We start from the raw sequence: 16,790 nt of genomic DNA, 5'->3' as shown, positions 1-16,790 counted from the left end.
CAGACCAAGCCCGCATGCGGCTCGTCAGGCAGCCGATCAGTGCTGCTTGCGCCGCCCCGGCGGCTCGGGCATGCTTGCCCGATTGTCATCCGGGCGTGCAAACAATGCAGTTCTTCAGTTTCTTCTCCCAGTTTTCATGGGTGGACTGGGTCTCGCTGGGCTGGTTCCTGATCTGCTGGTTCGGCTACGAGCGGCTCGTGGAAAAAGGCTGGAAGGGGCATTCCACCCTGCTCGTCGAAGGTCATCGCCTGCGCGTGCAATGGGCGCGCCAGATGCTGACGCGCGAGAACCGCATCGTGGACTGTGCGCTGGTCAGCAATCTGGTGAGCAGCGTCAATTTCTACGCCAACACCTCCATCTATATCATCGCCGGCCTGTTTGCCACGCTCGGTACGCTGGATCGCTTCATGGACGCCGCTGCCGAGCTGCAGTTCGCCCGCAGCTTCTCGCGTGAGGCGATGGAGCTCAAACTGATCCTGCTGATCACCATTTTCGTGGTGGCCTATTTCAAGTTCACCTGGGCATTGCGCCAGTTCAATGTTCTCTCGATCACCACCGGTGCCGTGCCGCCCAAGGAATCCGACCCAGGCGAACTGGAGCGTTTTGCCCAGAAACACGCGGCGGTAAATACCTGCGCCGGTGATGATTTCAATCGTGGCCTGCGCGCCTATTACTTCGGCCTGGCCGTGCTCGGCTGGATGCTTTCGCCATGGCTGTTCATCGTCGCAACGACGGTGGTGGTGTATGTGCAGGCGCGACGTGAATTCGATTCGCCGGTGCTGCGGGCGCTGCGCGAAGCGGATGAAATGAAGGGCTAGGAGCGCAGAAAAAATCGGTGATTCATCGCTCCGCTACACTGCGCGGAGCCTCTTTTTTCCTTGCATTCTGCACTCATGTCCTACAGCCTTGCCGCGCCTGTTCACAGCGAACTTCTGATCAAGAAAAGCCGTTTTCTCGGCTGTGTCGAGAGTGTGCCGGACCGGACCGCGGCCCAGCAGCGTGTGGCGGAACTGTGGGCGCAGCATCCGGCCGCCTCGCATGTGTGCTGGGCGCTGCTCGCCGGTGGTCAATCGGCGGCGGTGGACGATGGCGAGCCTAGCGGCACGGCGGGTCGCCCGATGCTGGAAGTCTTGCGGCATCAGGATCTGGAAGGTGTGCTCGCCACCGTCGTACGCTACTACGGTGGCACTCCGCTGGGAGCGGGGGGGCTGGTGCGCGCTTACACGGGTTCTGTTGCAGAGGCGCTTCGGGATGCCAGAAAGGTGCCTCTCATCCGGCTGCGCAGCTTGCGATGCCAAGCGCCTTACGCACAGGAAGGCATGGTGCGCAGGGCGGTCGACAGCGCCGGTGCGACGCTGCTCGAAGTCCGGCATGGTGCGCTGGTGGAGTTCATCATCCGTCTGCCGGAAACGCAGGCCGATGCCTTCATCGAGCGGCTGAACGAAGCAGGGCAGGGGCGTATCGGGGTGAGCGCCTTCACCGGATAGGGCTGCGTTTTTGAAAACCCGCGATTGCCCTCATTCTGCAGGCGTTGCCTTGAGTACGCGCACGCACTCTTCCATGATCGACGCCCCCAGCTCGGAGACATGCCGCGGGTCCAGGGATTCCATGAGTTCGTGTGCCGTGTACAGGCCGGCTTCGCGTGACAGACCATTCCGGATCTGTGTGGCGACCTGATCACTCAGATCCGACAGATGCCGGCGCTCGCTCAGTGACAAGCGTTGCTTCGAGCGCATCAGCCAGTCGTTGCAGAGCGCTGCACCTTGCGCCTGGGTGATCCAGTGTGCGTGATCGTAGAAAGCCTCAAGCCGGTGAGCAACGAGAGCGTAAATCGCGGCTGCACGAATGCCCACTTCCGGTGTTCCTGTGCCCGGATCGAGCGTTGCTGGAGATGCGTTATCGGTCATCGTGATTCCTTGCTGCATCTGTCTTCATGCCGGATCCGTCCGGAGTGAATATGAAATCCGGGCGGCCTGTATTGACTCCCGTAGCCGAAGGACTTGAGAGATTTTTTCTCTGAAAAACGTTGTACTTTTCATTTCAAAGTACTAGCCTGAAATCGTGGTACAGCAAGTTAATGATTTGTCCGGAATGGTGCATTGCAAGTGAGAGGAGGCCCTATGCTGGGTAGTCCGCCGCAGTTTTTCAAGAGTGCCGGGTAAGACCTCAACGGCTTAAGCCGAATACCCGGGCCATGTGTGCCCAGGGTCTGGATTTACGAAGCCCATGCTTGAAACGCATGGGCTTCTTGCTTTTGTGCCGGAGAATTTGCATCCGGGCCCCTGCCAACGCTCAGCGTGGCAGGCCGGACGCTTTCCGGCTCAGGCCTTTTTCTCCAGCCGGATTGATGCTGAATTGATGCAGTAGCGTTGTCCAGTGGGCTCCGGGCCGTCATCAAAAACATGACCCAGATGCGCGCCGCACTGCTGGCAGATCACCTCGGTGCGATACATGCCGTGACTGAAATCCTCGACCTGACCGACATTCTCCGCTGCGGCCACACTGTGGAAGCTCGGCCAGCCGCAGCCGGCATCAAACTTGGCCTCTGAATTGAACAACTCGGCACCGCAGCAGCGGCAGTGATATTCGCCGGCATCCCATACGTTCCAGTATTCGCCGGTGAACGGTCGCTCTGTGCCTTTCATGCGAGCGACGCGGAACTGCTCCGGGTCCAACACTTCGCGCCATTCGGCGTCGGACTTCTCGATTTGACGGGGCATGTGTTCTCTCTGTGGGTGTGATTGTTCTATCTTCAAGACCTTACGGCATTTTGGCGGGGTTTTGGAGGGGCGCTTCCGGTATAATCGCGCCTCCCTCAGACCGGGTCTTGCCGGTTTCACTCCAGAGTATCCTTCATGTCCGAAATTCTCAGCCTTCGCGGCGCACCGGCCTTCTCGGCTTCGCGTCTGTCCCGTCTTTCCGAATCTCTGACCAGCGCTGGCGTGAAGCTCAGCGGGCTGGCCGCCGAGTTCTGGTATTTCGTGGAGATCAAGGAAGCGCTTTCGGCGCAGGAACTGGAGCGTCTGGTTGATCTGCTCGATGCCCGCCCGGCCACTGCTGCTGCGCCCGCCGGCACGAATCTGCTGGTGACGCCGCGTCTGGGTACGATCTCGCCCTGGTCCTCAAAGGCCACCGATATTGCCCACAACTGTGGCTTCGCCAAGGTGGTGCGTATCGAGCGTGGTATCCAGTTTTCGCTGAATGGCAAGTTCGCGCGCGAGGCCGTGCTGCCGCTGCTGCATGACCGCATGACTGAATCGGTGCTGGACTCGGTGGATGCCGCCGCCGGCCTCTTCGCCCACTACGCCCCGCAGCCTCTGACCAGCGTCGACATTCTCGCTGGCGGCCGTGCTGCCTTGGTTGTCGCCAATACCGAACTGGGTCTGGCCCTGTCGGAAGACGAGATCGATTATCTGGTCGAGAACTTCACGAAAGTTCAGCGCAACCCGACCGATGTCGAGCTGATGATGTTCGCGCAGGCCAACTCCGAGCACTGCCGCCACAAGATTTTCAATGCCGACTGGATCATCGACGGCCGCAAGGAAGAGAAGTCGCTCTTCGGCATGATCAAGGATACGCACAAGGCCCACCCGGAAGGCACCGTGGTGGCCTACGCGGATAACGCCTCGATCATTGAAGGCTTCGAAATTGACCGCTTCTACCCCGATGGCGAAGGGCAGTGGAAGTACCGCAAGGAACTGACCCACATCCTCGCCAAGGTGGAAACGCATAATCACCCGACCGCGATTTCACCGTTCCCGGGCGCGTCCACCGGCTCCGGTGGCGAGATTCGCGACGAAGGTGCCACCGGTCGCGGTTCGCGTCCGAAGGCCGGTCTGGCGGGCTTCACCGTGTCGAACCTGAACATCCCGGGCGCCACCCAGCCCTGGGAGAAGCAATACGGCAAGCCCGAGCGTATTGCCTCGGCGCTGGACATCATGATCGAAGGCCCGCTCGGCGCAGCTGCTTTCAACAACGAATTCGGCCGCCCGAACCTGACCGGCTATTTCCGTACCTTCGAGCAGGAAGTCGAAGGCGAAGTGCGCGGCTATCACAAGCCGATCATGATCGCTGGTGGCCTTGGCAGCATTCAGGCCGAGCAATCCTTCAAGACCAGGTTTGCCCCCGGCACGCTGCTGATCCAGCTCGGCGGCCCCGGCATGCTGATCGGTCTGGGCGGTGGCGCGGCTTCCTCAATGGCCACCGGCAGCAATGCGGCGGATCTGGACTTCGCCTCGGTGCAGCGTGGCAACCCGGAAATGGAGCGTCGCGCCCAAGAGGTGATCGACGCCTGCTGGCAACTCGGCGACAAGAACCCGATTCTGGCCATGCACGACGTGGGCGCGGGTGGCTTGTCCAATGCGATGCCGGAGCTGGCGGATTTTGCCGAGCTCGGCGCGCATTTCGAGCTGCGCAATATCCAGATCGAAGAACCGGGCATGAGCCCGCGTGAAATCTGGTCAAACGAGTCGCAAGAGCGCTATGTGCTGGCGATTGCGCCCGAGTCGCTTGGCCTCTTCGAATCCTTCTGTGCCCGCGAGCGTTGTCCGTTTGCTGTGGTCGGCACCGCGACCGGTGACGGTCGCCTGCAGGTGACCGATAGCCACTTCGGCAATCACGCGGTCGACATGGACATGCAGGTGCTGCTCGGCAAACCGCCGAAGATGACCCGTGACGTGGCCACGCGCCCGATCTACCTGCCGCCTTTCGACGTGAGCGAGATCGATGTGGCTGACGCCGCGCTGCGCGTGCTGCGCATGCCGGCCGTGGCCAGCAAATCCTTCCTGATCACCATCGGGGACCGCTCGGTGGGCGGCCTGACCGCGCGCGACCAGATGGTCGGCCCCTGGCAGACCCCGGTGGCCGATGTGGCCGTCACTGCGATGAGCTTCCACGGCTACACTGGCGATGCTTTCGCGATGGGCGAACGCACGCCGCTGGCCTGCGTGAATCCAGCCGCTTCGGGTCGCATGGCCGTGGGCGAATCCATCACCAATCTGCTTGCGGCAGACGTGGCGAAGATCGGCGACATCAAGCTTTCCGCCAACTGGATGGCCGCCTGTGGCCAGCGTGGCGAAGATGCGCGCCTGTTCGATACGGTCAAGGCTGTGTCCGAATTCTGTATCGGCGCCGATCTTTCGATTCCGGTCGGCAAGGATTCACTGTCGATGCGCACGACCTGGAAGGACGGCGAAGAAGCGAAGTCCGTGACCTCGCCGCTGTCCATGATTTCCACGGCGTTTGCGCCGGTGCAGGACATCCGCAAGACCCTGACGCCGCAGTTGAAGATCGAAGCCGGCCTCGAAACCGAACTGGTGTTGATCGATCTGGGCAAGGGCAAGCATCGCCTCGGCGGTTCGATCCTCGCGCAGGCCTACAATTCGGTCGGCGAACACGCGCCGGATATCGACGCAGCGACCATGAAGGCTTTCTTCAAGGGCATCACCGCGCTCAAGCAAGCCGACCTGCTGCTGGCCTACCACGACCGTTCCGACGGCGGCTTGTTCACGACGCTGGCCGAGATGGCCTTCGCCGCTCGCACTGGCATTTCGATCGAGCTGGATTCGGTGTGCTACGACGACATGGTCAATGACATCGATGGCGCGGAGAAGCGTCCGGACATGCTCAAGGGCCGCTTCAATGATCGCGTCTTTGGCGCGCTGTTTGCCGAAGAACTCGGCGCCGTCGTGCAGATCCGTCGCAGCGACCGCGAGCGCGTGCAGGCCATGCTGCGCGAAGCCGGGCTGGGCGCTGAAACCCACTTCATCGGCTTCCCGAATGATCGCGGCGCGTTGCGTATTCGCCGTAACGCCAAGACCGTGTTCGAAGCTGATGTGCACGAGTTGCTGCAGGTGTGGAGCGAGGTCAGCCATGAAATCGCCCGCATCCGTGACGACGCAACCAGCGCCGATCAGGAATTCGCCGCGCTGGCCGACAAGGTCGATCCAGGCCTGTCCGTCGCGCTGAGCTTCAACGCGGCTGAAGATGTGGCAGCGCCGTATATTGCCAAGGCCAGTGCGCGGCCGAAGGTGGTGATCCTGCGCGAGCAGGGCGTGAATTCGCAGAACGAAATGGCTTCGGCTTTCGAGGCGGCCGGCTTCGCGCCGTTTGACGTGCATATGTCCGACCTGATGGCCGGCCGCGTCAATCTGGCGGACTTCCATGGCCTGGCGGCGTGCGGCGGCTTCTCGTATGGCGACGTGCTCGGCGCGGGGCAGGGCTGGGCCAAGTCCATCCTGTTCAACGACAAGTTGCGTGAGCAGTTCGCCGGTTTCTTCCAGCGTAAAGACACTTTCGCACTGGGCGTGTGCAACGGTTGCCAGATGATGAGCAACCTCGCCGAGATCATTCCGGGTGCGGATGCCTGGCCGCGCTTCCAGCGCAACCGCAGCGAGCAGTTCGAGGCACGCACGGCGATGGTCGAAGTGCTGGAGTCCCCGAGCATTCTGCTCGCCGGCATGGCTGGCAGTCGCATGCCCATCGTGGTCAGCCACGGCGAAGGCCGGGCGGATTTCAGCCAGCATGGCGCCCAAGATCAGGCTCTGGTGTCGCTGCGCTTCATCGCCAACAACGGCGAAGTCGCCAGTCAGTACCCGGCCAACCCGAATGGTTCGCCGGCCGGCATCACCGGTCTGACGACTGCTGACGGCCGCTTTACGATCATGATGCCGCACCCGGAACGCTGCCGTCGCACGGTGCAGATGAGCTGGGCGCCGGATTCGTTGGGAGAGGATTCACCGTGGATGCGCATGTTCCGCAACGCGCGCGTCTGGCTGGGGTGATCTGGCTGCAAGTTGCCGCAAAAAAAGGGACCGTGAGGTCCCTTTTTTACGTCTCCCTGCAGAGGCGCTTGTGGCGGACGTCTCCGGCATGCATGGCTGAAAAGGCTTGCCGGGCTTGAGTCTTCAGAAGACCTGCCCTCTCAGGCCCGCCACAAGCGGCTCTGCGGGCAGGGCTCATTTTTTCGGCATCACCGGCCAGATCAGCCGGTCGATGCTGTTGAGCGTGGTGGGCGGCGGCGTGCCGAGCAGCTTGCTCATGGCGATGATTTCCTGTGTGTTGAAGCTGCTCACCGGCAGCTGGGCCACCACGTTGGCGTAGCCACCGCCGCCGTAAGCGCGCTCGGCACGCAGCATCACGCCCAGGGCCAACTCGGTTTCCGGCTTGCCTTCCAGCTCCGGGTAAGGCCAGGTCTCCGGTTGTGCGGCAAATTTGGCGAGATAGTTGATGCCATTCTTGATGCCGCGCGTCTTGTCGCGCTTCTTCCAGACATCCACCTTCACCTGCTCGCCATAGCGCGCGAGATTGCTCATCGCCTCCAGATTGAAGGCCGTGTAGTGGAAGGGCGTGGTGCGCTCCAGCTCGGCGTACTGCTTGCCTTCCAGTGAAATCTGGCTGGCGATGCGCAGGTCGACACCGCGTTCTACCGCCTGCTTTGCGGTTTTCATGTCGCCGGCAAACAGGGCGTAGTTCGCCACCTGCATGTCGTAGAAGGTGCCGTGGTTGTTGTGGGCGTTGAATTCCTCAATGCCGGTGTCGCTGGTCAGCATCCAGGTATTGAAGTCCTTGAACCATTTCTTCAGCTCGGTGATTTCCGCCGGAGTCAGCACGCTCGCCGGCTCCAGCAGGGCCACGGCGTCGATCACCATCCACAGGTTGCGGGTGTCGATCAGACCGATGCCCCGACCGTCGACCCGGCCCATCACGGCCTGGCCGTAACGCAGGTTCGGGTTCATGCGGGTCTGCGGATCAAGGAACCAGGTGCGGATGAAGTCAGCGGCCTTTTTTGCGTACTTCGTGTCGCCGGTGAAGTAATAGGCCAGCGACAGGTTCTGGGTGCCCAGACACATGATCTGCATGCGTACCGAATCGGTATCGCCGTTCTTGGACGAGGGGTTGAACTGACCATCTTTCTGGATGTAGGGCAGGCCGTCCGGTTTGGTCGGGTCCGGCCACCAGTAGGGCGCGAGGCTCATGTAGTCGTGCTTGTCGCCACTGGGCGGCATGATCTTCTTGTAGGTCACGGCTTCCGGTGTCACTTTCAGCAGGGCGCCGGCATCCTCGATCAGCTTGGCGTGCGCCGGCTTCAGGATGGCTTCGCCCGCGGCCACGCGCTGTCTGGCGTATTCAAGGTAGTGGCCATCCATGGTGATGACTTGCGGGGGTGCAGCCAGCGCGCCGCCGGCAATACCCACGGCGCAGGCTGCGCTGGCGAGCAGGTGGGGAAGCTTGAAACGGGCCGTCATGGTGTGTCTCCAGAAGTGTGTCCGCGGCGCTCAGCGGAGTTGCTAGGATCAATGCTGCGCTCGAGGTTAAACGATTACCTTTGGGTTGTGCAAGCTGGGCGAACCCTGATCCGGGCGCATGCAGCAGTGGCGCCCCGGATTGGGCTAGACTTCAGCTGTTTCCCGATGCATGGAGAGAGCGATGCGAGCAAGCACCCCGGCCATGGTTCTGGCCATCCTGATGTTGTGTTCCCCCTTGGCGCAGGCCAAAAAGGATGGCGCTCACGGCAATCCGCATGGCTTTCAGCAGGATGAGGAACGCCCTGGCAAGCCCGACAAGAAAGGGCGCGCGGACAGGCTGCAGGCTGAAGAGCCGCGTGCAGCAAGCATCTCCATCGGCATCACGCTGGGAGGCGCGCGCAGTCTGGTTCATGAGGCAGGCATCCCGCAGGGCAGCTTCCAGCCTTTGCCTCCGGGCATGCGCAATCGCCTGGCCAAGGGCAAGCCGCTGCCGCCGGGTATCGCGAAGAAGCAGGTGCCACCGGCCATGCTGGCCCGGTTGCCGGTGCATGCAGAGCATGAGTGGCTGGTGATCGGGGTTGATCTGGTGCTGGTGAACATCAGGACGAAGATTCCTGTGGACATCCTGCCGGGGGTGTTCTGAAAAAATACCCCTTGGTCTGGCTGTGTGCTGCTCACGTGAGCGCTTAAACTCGGGCCACATGCTTGAAGCCTTCACAGCCTGTGGTGGCTTTTCCAGACCCGAATCCAGAGAGGACCGAACATGAAATCAGTTTTGTTTGCCGTCATGCTGACGCTGCTGGCCGCACCGGCTTTCGCCATGAAATCCTGTGAGGAGCTGAAGTCCGAAATCGACGCACGCATCCAGGGGCACGGCGTGAAGAGCTACAGCCTGGAAATCGTGCCCAAGGGCGAGGCCAAGGATGCCAAGGTGGTGGGCACCTGTGAAGGTGGCAGCAAGGAAATCGCCTACAAGAAGCAGTAATGGCGACTGCGTGAAATGAAAAAGGGCCGCGAGGCCCTTTTTTCTTGTTTCACACTCATTGATCCACTTATTCGGCGGCGCGTGGATAGCCTTTGAAGCCTTCCAGCAGGATCACCTTGGCGTGTCGCTTGAGACCGGGTTCGACTTCGATGTTGATCAGCGCCAGCGCTTCCGCTTTGGTAAAACGCTCGCTGATGGCATTGAAGTCATCGTCCTGTGTTACCAGCAGCAGCGGGCGGCTGCTCGGCTCCTCGGTCAGGGGTGTGGTGAGCTGGTAATGATCGCCGGGGTGCTGATTGGGTGCCCAGGCCAGATGGTCTGTCTGCAGGTCGCGCAGTTCGTACAGCAGATGCGCCATCATCGTACGGTCGCTGGTCAGCAAGATGGCTCCGGAACGCGAGACCAGCAGCGGACGCACCTGGGCGGCAAGCTGGCTCCAGCCTTTTGCCCGTTTCAGCGGATCCAGTCGGGCCGGCTGCACCTGACTGGTGAGCCTGAAGTAATCGCCAAGATGATAGGCGCCGAACATCAGCACGAGATTCAGCCCCAGCGCTGCCATCCACCAGCGCGAACGCATGCGCGAGAGCTGCACCACGCCCAGCAGCAAGGCGGTAAGCAGGGCTGGCGCGGCCCAGTTGCCATTGGCTTCGGAGCGTAGCGCCTGGGCGAATACCAGCCCCAGCAGTGGCAGGCTGAAGCACAGCAGGAACTGGTAGCGTGGGTCGCGCCATTTGCGCGTGGCAAGTACCAGTCCGCCGAAGAACGCCAGCGCAAAGCCCGGGCCGAGCGAACCGATCTGGGCGAGCAGGAATTCACCCAGGTTGCCGCCCTTGTCATTGGAACTTACGTGGGTGATGTCGGCGGTGTGGCGCAGGGTCGGGAAGTCATGCGCCCAGTTCCACAGGATGTTGGGCAGCACGATCACGCAGGCCAGCGCGATGGCCGCCCACAGGCCCGGATGGGCAAACAGGTGACGGCGACGACGGTCCAGCAGCAGGTAAAGCACGGCAGACGCGGCAAACGCCGCCATGGTGTACTTGGCCATGATGCCCACGCCGACGGCCGCGCCCATCCACAGCCAGTCGCGCATCCGGTCGCGCTCGATGGCACGCAGCAGACAGAGCATCGCCGCCGTCCAGCAGAACAGCAGCGGGGCATCGGTCGAGATGGCCAGCCCCAGCGCCGAGACGATGGGGATCAGGGCAAAGGCCAGTCCGGCACGGAAGCCCACGCGCACATCGAAGAGCTTCTGCCCGAGCAGGAACAGCAGCCAGGCGGTGGCGGGATAGAGCAGTAGCGCCGGCAGCTTCACGGCCAGCAGGCCGTCGCCGAAGATAGCGGTGCTGGCTGCAATCAGCCAGGCAATCACCGGTGGCTTGGAGAAATAGCCCCAGTCCAGATCTTGTGCCCAGGTCCAGTACTGTGCTTCGTCGATATACAGCGTGACGCCCAGACGCGGGATCACCCACAGACGGTAGGTCGTCAGCAGCACCAGCAGGAGCAGCAGCAACAGTGGCTGCGGCAGGCTGGTGCTGGGTTCGGGCTTCTCGTTGCCCATGCGGATGCGGGTCCAGTCTTCCATTACTTCACCTTCACCAGCACGACGCCGCCTTCCTTGTACAGCACGTCAACATTCGCGTCAGCCGGCAGGCGGTCCACCCGCGTCAGTGCAATCTGACCCGGCTGGGCCTGCACGGTGGGGCTGACCTGCTGGCGATAGACCGAGAAGCTCGGCGCATGGAAATTCCACAGCACAGTCGGCTCCGCATACTGGCGTGCGGCCAGACCAGCGCGCTTCACCGGCCCCTGCAACAGATCGCCGACAAAGGGCGCGACCGAAACGGCCAGCAACACCGTCGTCGCACAGGCGATGCCCAGAGAGGCGCACCAGGCGGGCATCTGCAGCTTGCCTGCGCGCAGAAGAAGGACTAGAGCGGCTGTCAGCACCAGTGCTGTGAAGACGTAGTAGCCATGCGGGATCGCAGCCTGTACGCGTTCGAGCTGCGCGAGGTAGTAGGCATTCTTCACCCAGCCTGCCGGCGTGGCGTAGGCGGCCAGCGCAGGAAGTGCGAGGAAGAAGGCCAATAACACCAGCAGCGGCGCTGCCGCCAGCCAGACATTCGTGACCCGCTCGCGGTGGATCGCCAGCAGTGCGAACAGCGGTGTGCAGCCATACAGCGCGTAATGTGGCAGCTTGGTGCCGGAGAGCGAGAAGAACACCGTCACGAACAGGAACCACAGCCACAGGAAACGCCGTTCCGGCAATTTCCAGTCTGCCGGCAACTGGCGCACGGCGGCGATCAGCCAGGAAAGCCAGGGCAGCAGCAGGGCCGGGATCATCAGCACGTAATAGAACATGCTGCCCGAATGCCCCTCCAGCGAGCCCGAGAAACGCTGCACGTTGTGCTTGAGGATGAAGCCGTTGATGAAATCCTGACCGTGAATCGCCAGCGCTGCGGCATACCAGGGCACCGTGATCGCCAGCAGGATCACCCAGCCAAGCGGGTTGAACACGCTGCGCAGCCAGTCCTTGAAACGATGCGCCGTCAGGCAGTAGATCAGCGTGGTGGCGCCCGGCACCAGCAAGGCGATCGGTCCCTTGGTGAGCACGCCCAGTCCGATCCAAACATAGCTGCGCAAGAGCGGTGTGCGCTGGCCGGATTCCAGATGGCGCCAGCCATCCAGCAGGGCAAGTGCGAGCAGCATGTTGAGCAGCGCATCAGCGGTGGCGGCACGGCCGATCACATGCACGCCCAGACTGGTTGCGGCGATGCCGCAGGCCAGAATCCCGGCAGTGCGGCCGAAACGTTGCCAGGCGAACAGGCCGACGGCATAGCACCAGCCCGAGGCAGCCAGTGCCGAGGGCAGGCGGAAGCTCCACTCATTTGGCCCGAACAGCCACACGAACACCGCCTGACACCAGTAAATCAGGATCGGCTTGTCAAAGCGTGGCGCTCCGTTGAGCCAGGTCGACAGAAAGTCGTGGCGCACGAACATCTCGCGCGTCGCTTCCGAGAACGCGCCTTCGTCCACGTCGAACAGCGGCGCCCCGCCGAGGTTCATCAGGAACAGGACGGCGGGCAGGAGAAAGAGAAGCCAGCGCGCTGAGGACGAAAGAGAGTTGCCGGTTTGATCCATTGCGTGCTTCAGGCCTTATGCCAGGCCTCATCCGCCGTCAGGTTGTCCGGGTTGCGCACCTGATAGAGCTTGCCGGCGCCGGACTCGAAGTAGATGCGGGCCAGCGTTTCGGCCAGCACGCCGGAGAGGATGAACTGCACGGCCATGATGATCGAGAAGAAGCCGACCATCAGCAGCGGACGGGTGCCGATGGACTCGCCCATCACGAACTTGAGCACGGCCATGTAGCTGAGGATCAGGCTGCCGATGGCGCCGAGGATCAGGCCGGCACCGCCGAAGAAGTGCCCCGGGCGCGCACGGAAGCGCATGAAGAAGTACACCGAGATCAGGTCGAGCACTACGCGGAAGGTGCGCGAGATGCCGTACTTGCTCTCGCCGAACTGGCGGGCGTGGTGAGTGACGACCTCTTCGGCAATGCGCCGCGGGGTGGTGACGGTGGCCAGCCAGGCCGGGATGAAACGGTGCATTTCGCCATACAGGCGGATGTTCTTGAGCACATCGGCGCGGAAGGCCTTGAGGCTGCAGCCGTAGTCGTTCAGCGTCACGCCGGTGATGCGCGCGATCAGGCGGTTGGCGATGCGCGAGGGAATCTTGCGCAGGACCAGCGCGTCCTTGCGGTTCTTGCGCCAGCCGGCAACCATGTCCAGATCTTCATTGAGCAGGCGGCCGACCATGCGCGGAATGTCTGCCGGGTCGTTCTGCAGGTCACCGTCCAGCGTGACGATCACGTCGCCGCGGGCAGCGTCGATGCCTGCCTGCATGGCGGCGGTCTGCTTGAAATTGCGCATCAGGATCACCGGGCGCACGTGCGGGCCGAACTTGGCGCCGACGCGGCGCAGCTCGTTGGGCGTGGCGTCCGAGCTGCCGTCATCCACCAGGATCAGCTCCCAGGGATGGGCGTAGCCGGCCAGGCCTTCATGCACGCGGGTGATCATCGGCTCGACGTTTTCGGCCTCGTTGTACATCGGGATGACGATGGACAGGGTGTGCGCCGGGACGCTGATGACGGGAGTGGTTTCGCTCATGGTTGCGGACTTTCAAGTTTTGAAGCGGGTTCGGCGGCGGGCAGGAAGGCCAGCGCCAGACCGCCGGCGACAAGCGCGCTGGCGATCACGAAAAGATGCAGGGCCAGCGCGGCGTTCAGGCCGGCGGCAAAAGGAATGCCATGTGGGGCGAGCAGGGCGGCGCCACCGGCTTCGTAGGTGCCGAAACCGGCCACCCCCTGAATCGGCAGGATGGCCGCCAGTTCCACGCCCAATGCGCCGGAGAGGCCCGTCCACACTGAGTCTTGAAGCAGTGCCCCGAGCAGCCAGGCTTGCGCGGCAAGTTTCAGCGACCAGTTGGCGATGGTCCATAGCCAGCCACGGCCGTGGTGGCGGGTGGATTCGGCGAGTGCCGCGCGGATACGGTGTACGGTGGTGGCGAGTTTGCCTGCGCGGGCTTCAAGCTCCGGGTGGCGTGCGGCCCACACCGGGATGAGCCAGGCCGCGAACACGACGGCGGCAATCCACGCGGCACGTAGCGCCGGGTGCAGGTTCGGCCAGACGAAGGCGGCCAGCGCCAGCACCACGAAGGCATCCTGAATGCGCAGCCACAGCAGCGCCACGACGGCGCGGGTGCTGGGTACGCCGAACCAGCGGTTGAGCAGGATCGGGAAGGTGGCCTCGCCGCTGCGGAAGGGCAGGATGTTGATCGAGGCGTTGTGCAGCAGGGTCAGGCGCAGGATGGCGACGAAGCGGGCGCCGGTTTCCTCGGCAAACTCATCGTGTACGCGGGCCGCACGCAAGAGGTAGCTGGCGGCGAAGGCGGCGATGGCCAGTGCGAGTTCAAGAACGCTGATGTGCGCCAGACTGGTGCCCACCTCCTGCCAGCGCGCGCCGTGCAGCACCCAGGCGAGCAGGCCGAGCGTGATGGCCAGACCGGCGCCACGTTTGAGCCAGGTTTTCAATGTGCACACCCGCAGATGTGCCGAAGGACACTAAAGACAGGTAGCATCGCGCCGTGACTGAATTGCAGGAACATCGTGATTCGGAAGCCGTAGGTCCGGAGATTGCTTGAATCAGCAAGTCTACCATCTGGCTGCGGCTCACGCCCCATCGGGCAGATCACTCGCAGCAACTATTCACCACAGAAACTTCATGAGCGACACCTATATTTCTTCCTCCCCCGAGGCCGCCAGCAAGCTGAGCCACGAATCTGACGAGTTGCGTTTCATCCAGCGCGTGGCGCGCCTGCTGCTCCAGTACAACATGCGCACGTCGTCCCTGCGCGAGCGGCTCGAAGAAATCGGCCAGGCCTTGTGGCTGCCGCTGCAGGTGCAGGTGGGCTATCGCACGGTAACGGTTTACACGCCAGACGGCCTGCATGTGCATGCGCAGGCACCGGAATTCCGCATCAACATTGCAGTGAGTGCCGAAGTCAATCGCACCATCGACAAGGTCTGTGCCGGCAAGATGCTGCTGCCTGAGGCCATCAAGCTGCTGGACGAGGTCGAGCAGACGGCCGGGCGGCACAGCCGCTGGACGCTGTCGCTGATGTTCGGGCTGGCCGCTGGGGCTCTGGCCTGGCTGCTGGCAGCGGACTGGGCCGGCATGGCGGTGATCGCACTGTCTTCGGCGCTGGGCATGCTGGCCCGCCAGGAAATGCATCGTTATCACCCGGTGCTGTTTGCCATGCCCTTCGTGGCGGCGTTGATCGGTTCATTGCTGGGCGGCATCGTGATCCTGCTTGGCTGGACCCAGACGCCGGGCATCTGCCTGATCGTGCCGGCGCTGATGCTGGTGCCGGGGCCGCACCTCATCAACGGCCTCTACGACATGCTGGAAAACAACATGCAGACCGGCATTCCGCGTCTGGGCCTGTCCGCCGGGATTCTGGTGGCAGCGGCGATGGGCATCTTCCTGGGTGGCTGGCTCACTCTGGGCATGACCACCGTGCCTCCTTCGACGGTGGCGGCCCAGCCGATCCCGCTGTGGCTGGATATCGTTCTGGCCGGTGTGGCCTCCTGCGGCTTCGGCGCTTTCTACAACGCGCCCTGGCGAGTGCTGTGGACTTCGATAGCCTGCGGCATGGTCGGCCACGGCATCCGTTACCTGTGTCTGGCCAATGGCATGCAGCTTGAAATCGCCACCTTGTTCGCCTGTGTAGCCATCGGTTTCATGGCGATCCGCTGGGTCAGCAGCATGCGCATTCCGTTTGCGGCCGTGGCCTTTGCCGGGGCCGTGCCGATGATGCCGGGCGTGCTGATGTTCCGCAGCATTGGCGGAGCGATGGATATTGCCTTTGCCGGCCCGTCTGCATCCCTGACGCTGGTGGCCGGCACGCTGGCCAACATGTTCAAGGCGGCTTTCGTTGTCGGCTCGATGGGCATGGGGCTGCTGGCCGGCGCCTGGATCGGATCGCAGGTATTCCGCTTGCTGATCAAGGTGCGCACGTGAAACACCACATCAGCCTGATCGGCGCGCCCACCGACATCGGCGCAGGCATGCGCGGCGCCTCCATGGGCCCTGAAGCCCTGCGTGTGGCCGACCTTAAACCCATTCTGGAAAGCCACGGTCTGGTGGTGGATGACCGGGGCAATCTGACCGGGCCGACCAATCCCTGGCTGCCGCCGGTAGAGGGCTACCGTCATCTGGCAGAAGTCATCCACTGGAACCACTGCGTTCATGATGCGGTACTGGCCGAACTGCAGACAGGGCGCCTGCCGATCCTGCTGGGCGGTGACCATTCCCTGGCCATCGGCTCGATCAGTGCCGTGGCACGGCATTGCCGGGCGCAGGGCAAGCATTTGCGGGTGCTGTGGCTGGATGCACACGCCGACTTCAATACCTCGGTGATCACCCCCAGTGGCAATCTGCACGGCATGCCGGTGGCCTGCCTGTGTGGTCATGGCCCGGCGGAGCTGACCGGCCTGTCGGGGCAGTTGCCCGCGCTGGCGCCCGCGGACATCCGGCAAATCGGAATCCGCTCGGTGGATGAAGGCGAGAAGACCTTTGTACATGAGATGGGGCTGGACGTTTTCGACATGCGCTACATTGACGAAAACGGCATGCGTCACACCATGGAGCAGGCCCTGTTCGGGCTGGATGAGCACACCCATCTGCACGTGAGCTTCGACGTGGATTTTCTGGACCCCGAGATCGCTCCTGGAGTCGGGACGACCGTGCCGGGCGGGCCGACCTACCGCGAAGCCCAGCTGTGCATGGAAATGATTGCCGACACGGGCTGCCTGGGTTCGCTGGACGTGGTAGAACTCAACCCGGCGCTGGATGTGCGCAACAAGACGGCTGATCTGGCTGTCGACCTGCTCGAAAGCCTGTTCGGGAAATCGACCCTGATGCGCCGGAAGCCCTGATTTTCAGGGTGTTGGCGGCCCCGGCCCTAAAGCTTGTGGGCCATCTGGCCGAAAACAGATGAAGAAT

At 62.8% G+C, this 16,790-nt stretch carries 14 protein-coding genes; 7 read left to right on the top strand and 7 right to left on the bottom strand.

Annotated features, from left to right (window positions below):
- Positions 1 to 104 precede the first annotated feature (104 nt).
- Positions 105 to 818 (top strand): DUF599 domain-containing protein, encoded by a 714-nt coding sequence (locus Q9Q94_RS10170; RefSeq protein WP_305979952.1) that lies wholly within the window; start codon positions 105 to 107, stop codon positions 816 to 818.
- A gap of 75 nt (positions 819 to 893) precedes the next feature.
- Positions 894 to 1,487, top strand: a complete 594-nt coding sequence (locus Q9Q94_RS10165) for a YigZ family protein (protein ID WP_305979951.1) — start codon at positions 894 to 896, stop codon at positions 1,485 to 1,487.
- 30 nt (positions 1,488 to 1,517) lie between these two features.
- On the opposite strand, the gene Q9Q94_RS10160 is transcribed toward Q9Q94_RS10165, so the two are convergent.
- On the bottom strand, positions 1,518 to 1,907 hold the full coding sequence (locus tag Q9Q94_RS10160; RefSeq protein WP_305979950.1) for a hypothetical protein: 390 nt from the start codon (positions 1,905 to 1,907) through the stop codon (positions 1,518 to 1,520).
- Positions 1,908 to 2,321: 414 nt separating this feature from the next.
- Entirely contained in the window at positions 2,322 to 2,720 is a 399-nt protein-coding gene (gene msrB, locus Q9Q94_RS10155) for a peptide-methionine (R)-S-oxide reductase MsrB (protein ID WP_305979949.1), read from the bottom strand.
- A 135-nt stretch (positions 2,721 to 2,855) separates the two neighbouring features.
- Here msrB and purL point away from each other — a divergent pair, with 135 nt between their 5' ends.
- Complete coding sequence (gene purL / locus Q9Q94_RS10150) at positions 2,856 to 6,782, top strand: phosphoribosylformylglycinamidine synthase (protein ID WP_305979948.1); 3,927 nt, start codon at positions 2,856 to 2,858, stop codon at positions 6,780 to 6,782.
- Positions 6,783 to 6,956: 174 nt separating this feature from the next.
- Here the strand turns inward: purL and Q9Q94_RS10145 are convergent, their stop codons facing one another.
- The gene (locus Q9Q94_RS10145) at positions 6,957 to 8,246 is read right to left on the bottom strand and encodes an alginate lyase family protein (protein WP_305979947.1); all 1,290 of its coding nucleotides are present in this window, start codon (positions 8,244 to 8,246) and stop codon (positions 6,957 to 6,959) included.
- A gap of 181 nt (positions 8,247 to 8,427) precedes the next feature.
- Between Q9Q94_RS10145 and Q9Q94_RS10140 the strand changes: the two genes are divergently transcribed.
- A complete protein-coding gene (locus Q9Q94_RS10140; RefSeq protein ID WP_305979946.1) occupies positions 8,428 to 8,889 on the top strand; it encodes an anti-virulence regulator CigR family protein in 462 nt (153 codons plus the stop codon).
- Between the two features lie 120 nt (positions 8,890 to 9,009).
- Positions 9,010 to 9,231 (top strand): DUF1161 domain-containing protein, encoded by a 222-nt coding sequence (locus Q9Q94_RS10135; protein ID WP_305979945.1) that lies wholly within the window; start codon positions 9,010 to 9,012, stop codon positions 9,229 to 9,231.
- Positions 9,232 to 9,298: 67 nt separating this feature from the next.
- Here Q9Q94_RS10135 and Q9Q94_RS10130 read toward each other — a convergent pair whose 3' ends face one another.
- From Q9Q94_RS10130 to Q9Q94_RS10115, 4 genes are read right to left on the bottom strand one after another with little or no spacing between them, the layout of a single operon-like run.
- Positions 9,299 to 10,813: a glycosyltransferase family 39 protein gene (locus Q9Q94_RS10130; RefSeq protein WP_305979944.1), complete on the bottom strand. Its 1,515-nt coding sequence runs from the start codon at positions 10,811 to 10,813 to the stop codon at positions 9,299 to 9,301.
- The gene (locus Q9Q94_RS10125) at positions 10,813 to 12,369 is read right to left on the bottom strand and encodes a glycosyltransferase family 39 protein (protein ID WP_305979943.1); all 1,557 of its coding nucleotides are present in this window, start codon (positions 12,367 to 12,369) and stop codon (positions 10,813 to 10,815) included. Before Q9Q94_RS10125 ends, Q9Q94_RS10130 begins: the two co-directional genes overlap by 1 nt.
- 8 nt (positions 12,370 to 12,377) lie before the next feature.
- Positions 12,378 to 13,394: a glycosyltransferase family 2 protein gene (locus Q9Q94_RS10120; protein WP_305979942.1), complete on the bottom strand. Its 1,017-nt coding sequence runs from the start codon at positions 13,392 to 13,394 to the stop codon at positions 12,378 to 12,380.
- Complete coding sequence (locus Q9Q94_RS10115) at positions 13,391 to 14,317, bottom strand: lysylphosphatidylglycerol synthase transmembrane domain-containing protein (RefSeq protein ID WP_305979941.1); 927 nt, start codon at positions 14,315 to 14,317, stop codon at positions 13,391 to 13,393. The genes Q9Q94_RS10120 and Q9Q94_RS10115 overlap by 4 nt, the downstream gene beginning before the upstream one ends.
- A gap of 190 nt (positions 14,318 to 14,507) precedes the next feature.
- Here Q9Q94_RS10115 and Q9Q94_RS10110 point away from each other — a divergent pair, with 190 nt between their 5' ends.
- Both Q9Q94_RS10110 and rocF read left to right on the top strand, forming a co-directional pair.
- Positions 14,508 to 15,806: a threonine/serine exporter ThrE family protein gene (locus Q9Q94_RS10110; protein WP_305979940.1), complete on the top strand. Its 1,299-nt coding sequence runs from the start codon at positions 14,508 to 14,510 to the stop codon at positions 15,804 to 15,806.
- Positions 15,803 to 16,723 (top strand): arginase, encoded by a 921-nt coding sequence (gene rocF / locus Q9Q94_RS10105; protein ID WP_305979939.1) that lies wholly within the window; start codon positions 15,803 to 15,805, stop codon positions 16,721 to 16,723. Before Q9Q94_RS10110 ends, rocF begins: the two co-directional genes overlap by 4 nt.
- Positions 16,724 to 16,790: the final 67 nt, after the last annotated feature.

It is taken from the genome of Uliginosibacterium sp. 31-16, assembly GCF_030730865.1.
In the GTDB taxonomy this organism is placed as follows: domain Bacteria; phylum Pseudomonadota; class Gammaproteobacteria; order Burkholderiales; family Rhodocyclaceae; genus Uliginosibacterium.
The sequence above is the reverse complement of the archived record's forward strand: the minus strand, read 5'-3'. Positions and strand labels throughout refer to the sequence as shown.

What these genes read in the sequence shown, in the direction of transcription:
- Q9Q94_RS10145 (WP_305979947.1), bottom strand. Translation starts at nt 8,246, where the DNA reads ATGACGGCCCGTTTCAAGCTTCCCCACCTGCTCGCCAGCGCAGCCTGC.
- Q9Q94_RS10135 (WP_305979945.1), top strand. Translation starts at nt 9,010, where the DNA reads ATGAAATCAGTTTTGTTTGCCGTCATGCTGACGCTGCTGGCCGCACCG.
- Q9Q94_RS10140 (WP_305979946.1), top strand. Translation starts at nt 8,428, where the DNA reads ATGCGAGCAAGCACCCCGGCCATGGTTCTGGCCATCCTGATGTTGTGT.
- Q9Q94_RS10130 (WP_305979944.1), bottom strand. Translation starts at nt 10,813, where the DNA reads ATGGAAGACTGGACCCGCATCCGCATGGGCAACGAGAAGCCCGAACCC.
- Q9Q94_RS10120 (WP_305979942.1), bottom strand. Translation starts at nt 13,394, where the DNA reads ATGAGCGAAACCACTCCCGTCATCAGCGTCCCGGCGCACACCCTGTCC.
- Q9Q94_RS10110 (WP_305979940.1), top strand. Translation starts at nt 14,508, where the DNA reads ATGAGCGACACCTATATTTCTTCCTCCCCCGAGGCCGCCAGCAAGCTG.
- Q9Q94_RS10165 (WP_305979951.1), top strand. Translation starts at nt 894, where the DNA reads ATGTCCTACAGCCTTGCCGCGCCTGTTCACAGCGAACTTCTGATCAAG.
- Q9Q94_RS10125 (WP_305979943.1), bottom strand. Translation starts at nt 12,369, where the DNA reads ATGGATCAAACCGGCAACTCTCTTTCGTCCTCAGCGCGCTGGCTTCTC.
- msrB (WP_305979949.1), bottom strand. Translation starts at nt 2,720, where the DNA reads ATGCCCCGTCAAATCGAGAAGTCCGACGCCGAATGGCGCGAAGTGTTG.
- Q9Q94_RS10170 (WP_305979952.1), top strand. Translation starts at nt 105, where the DNA reads ATGCAGTTCTTCAGTTTCTTCTCCCAGTTTTCATGGGTGGACTGGGTC.
- purL (WP_305979948.1), top strand. Translation starts at nt 2,856, where the DNA reads ATGTCCGAAATTCTCAGCCTTCGCGGCGCACCGGCCTTCTCGGCTTCG.
- Q9Q94_RS10160 (WP_305979950.1), bottom strand. Translation starts at nt 1,907, where the DNA reads ATGACCGATAACGCATCTCCAGCAACGCTCGATCCGGGCACAGGAACA.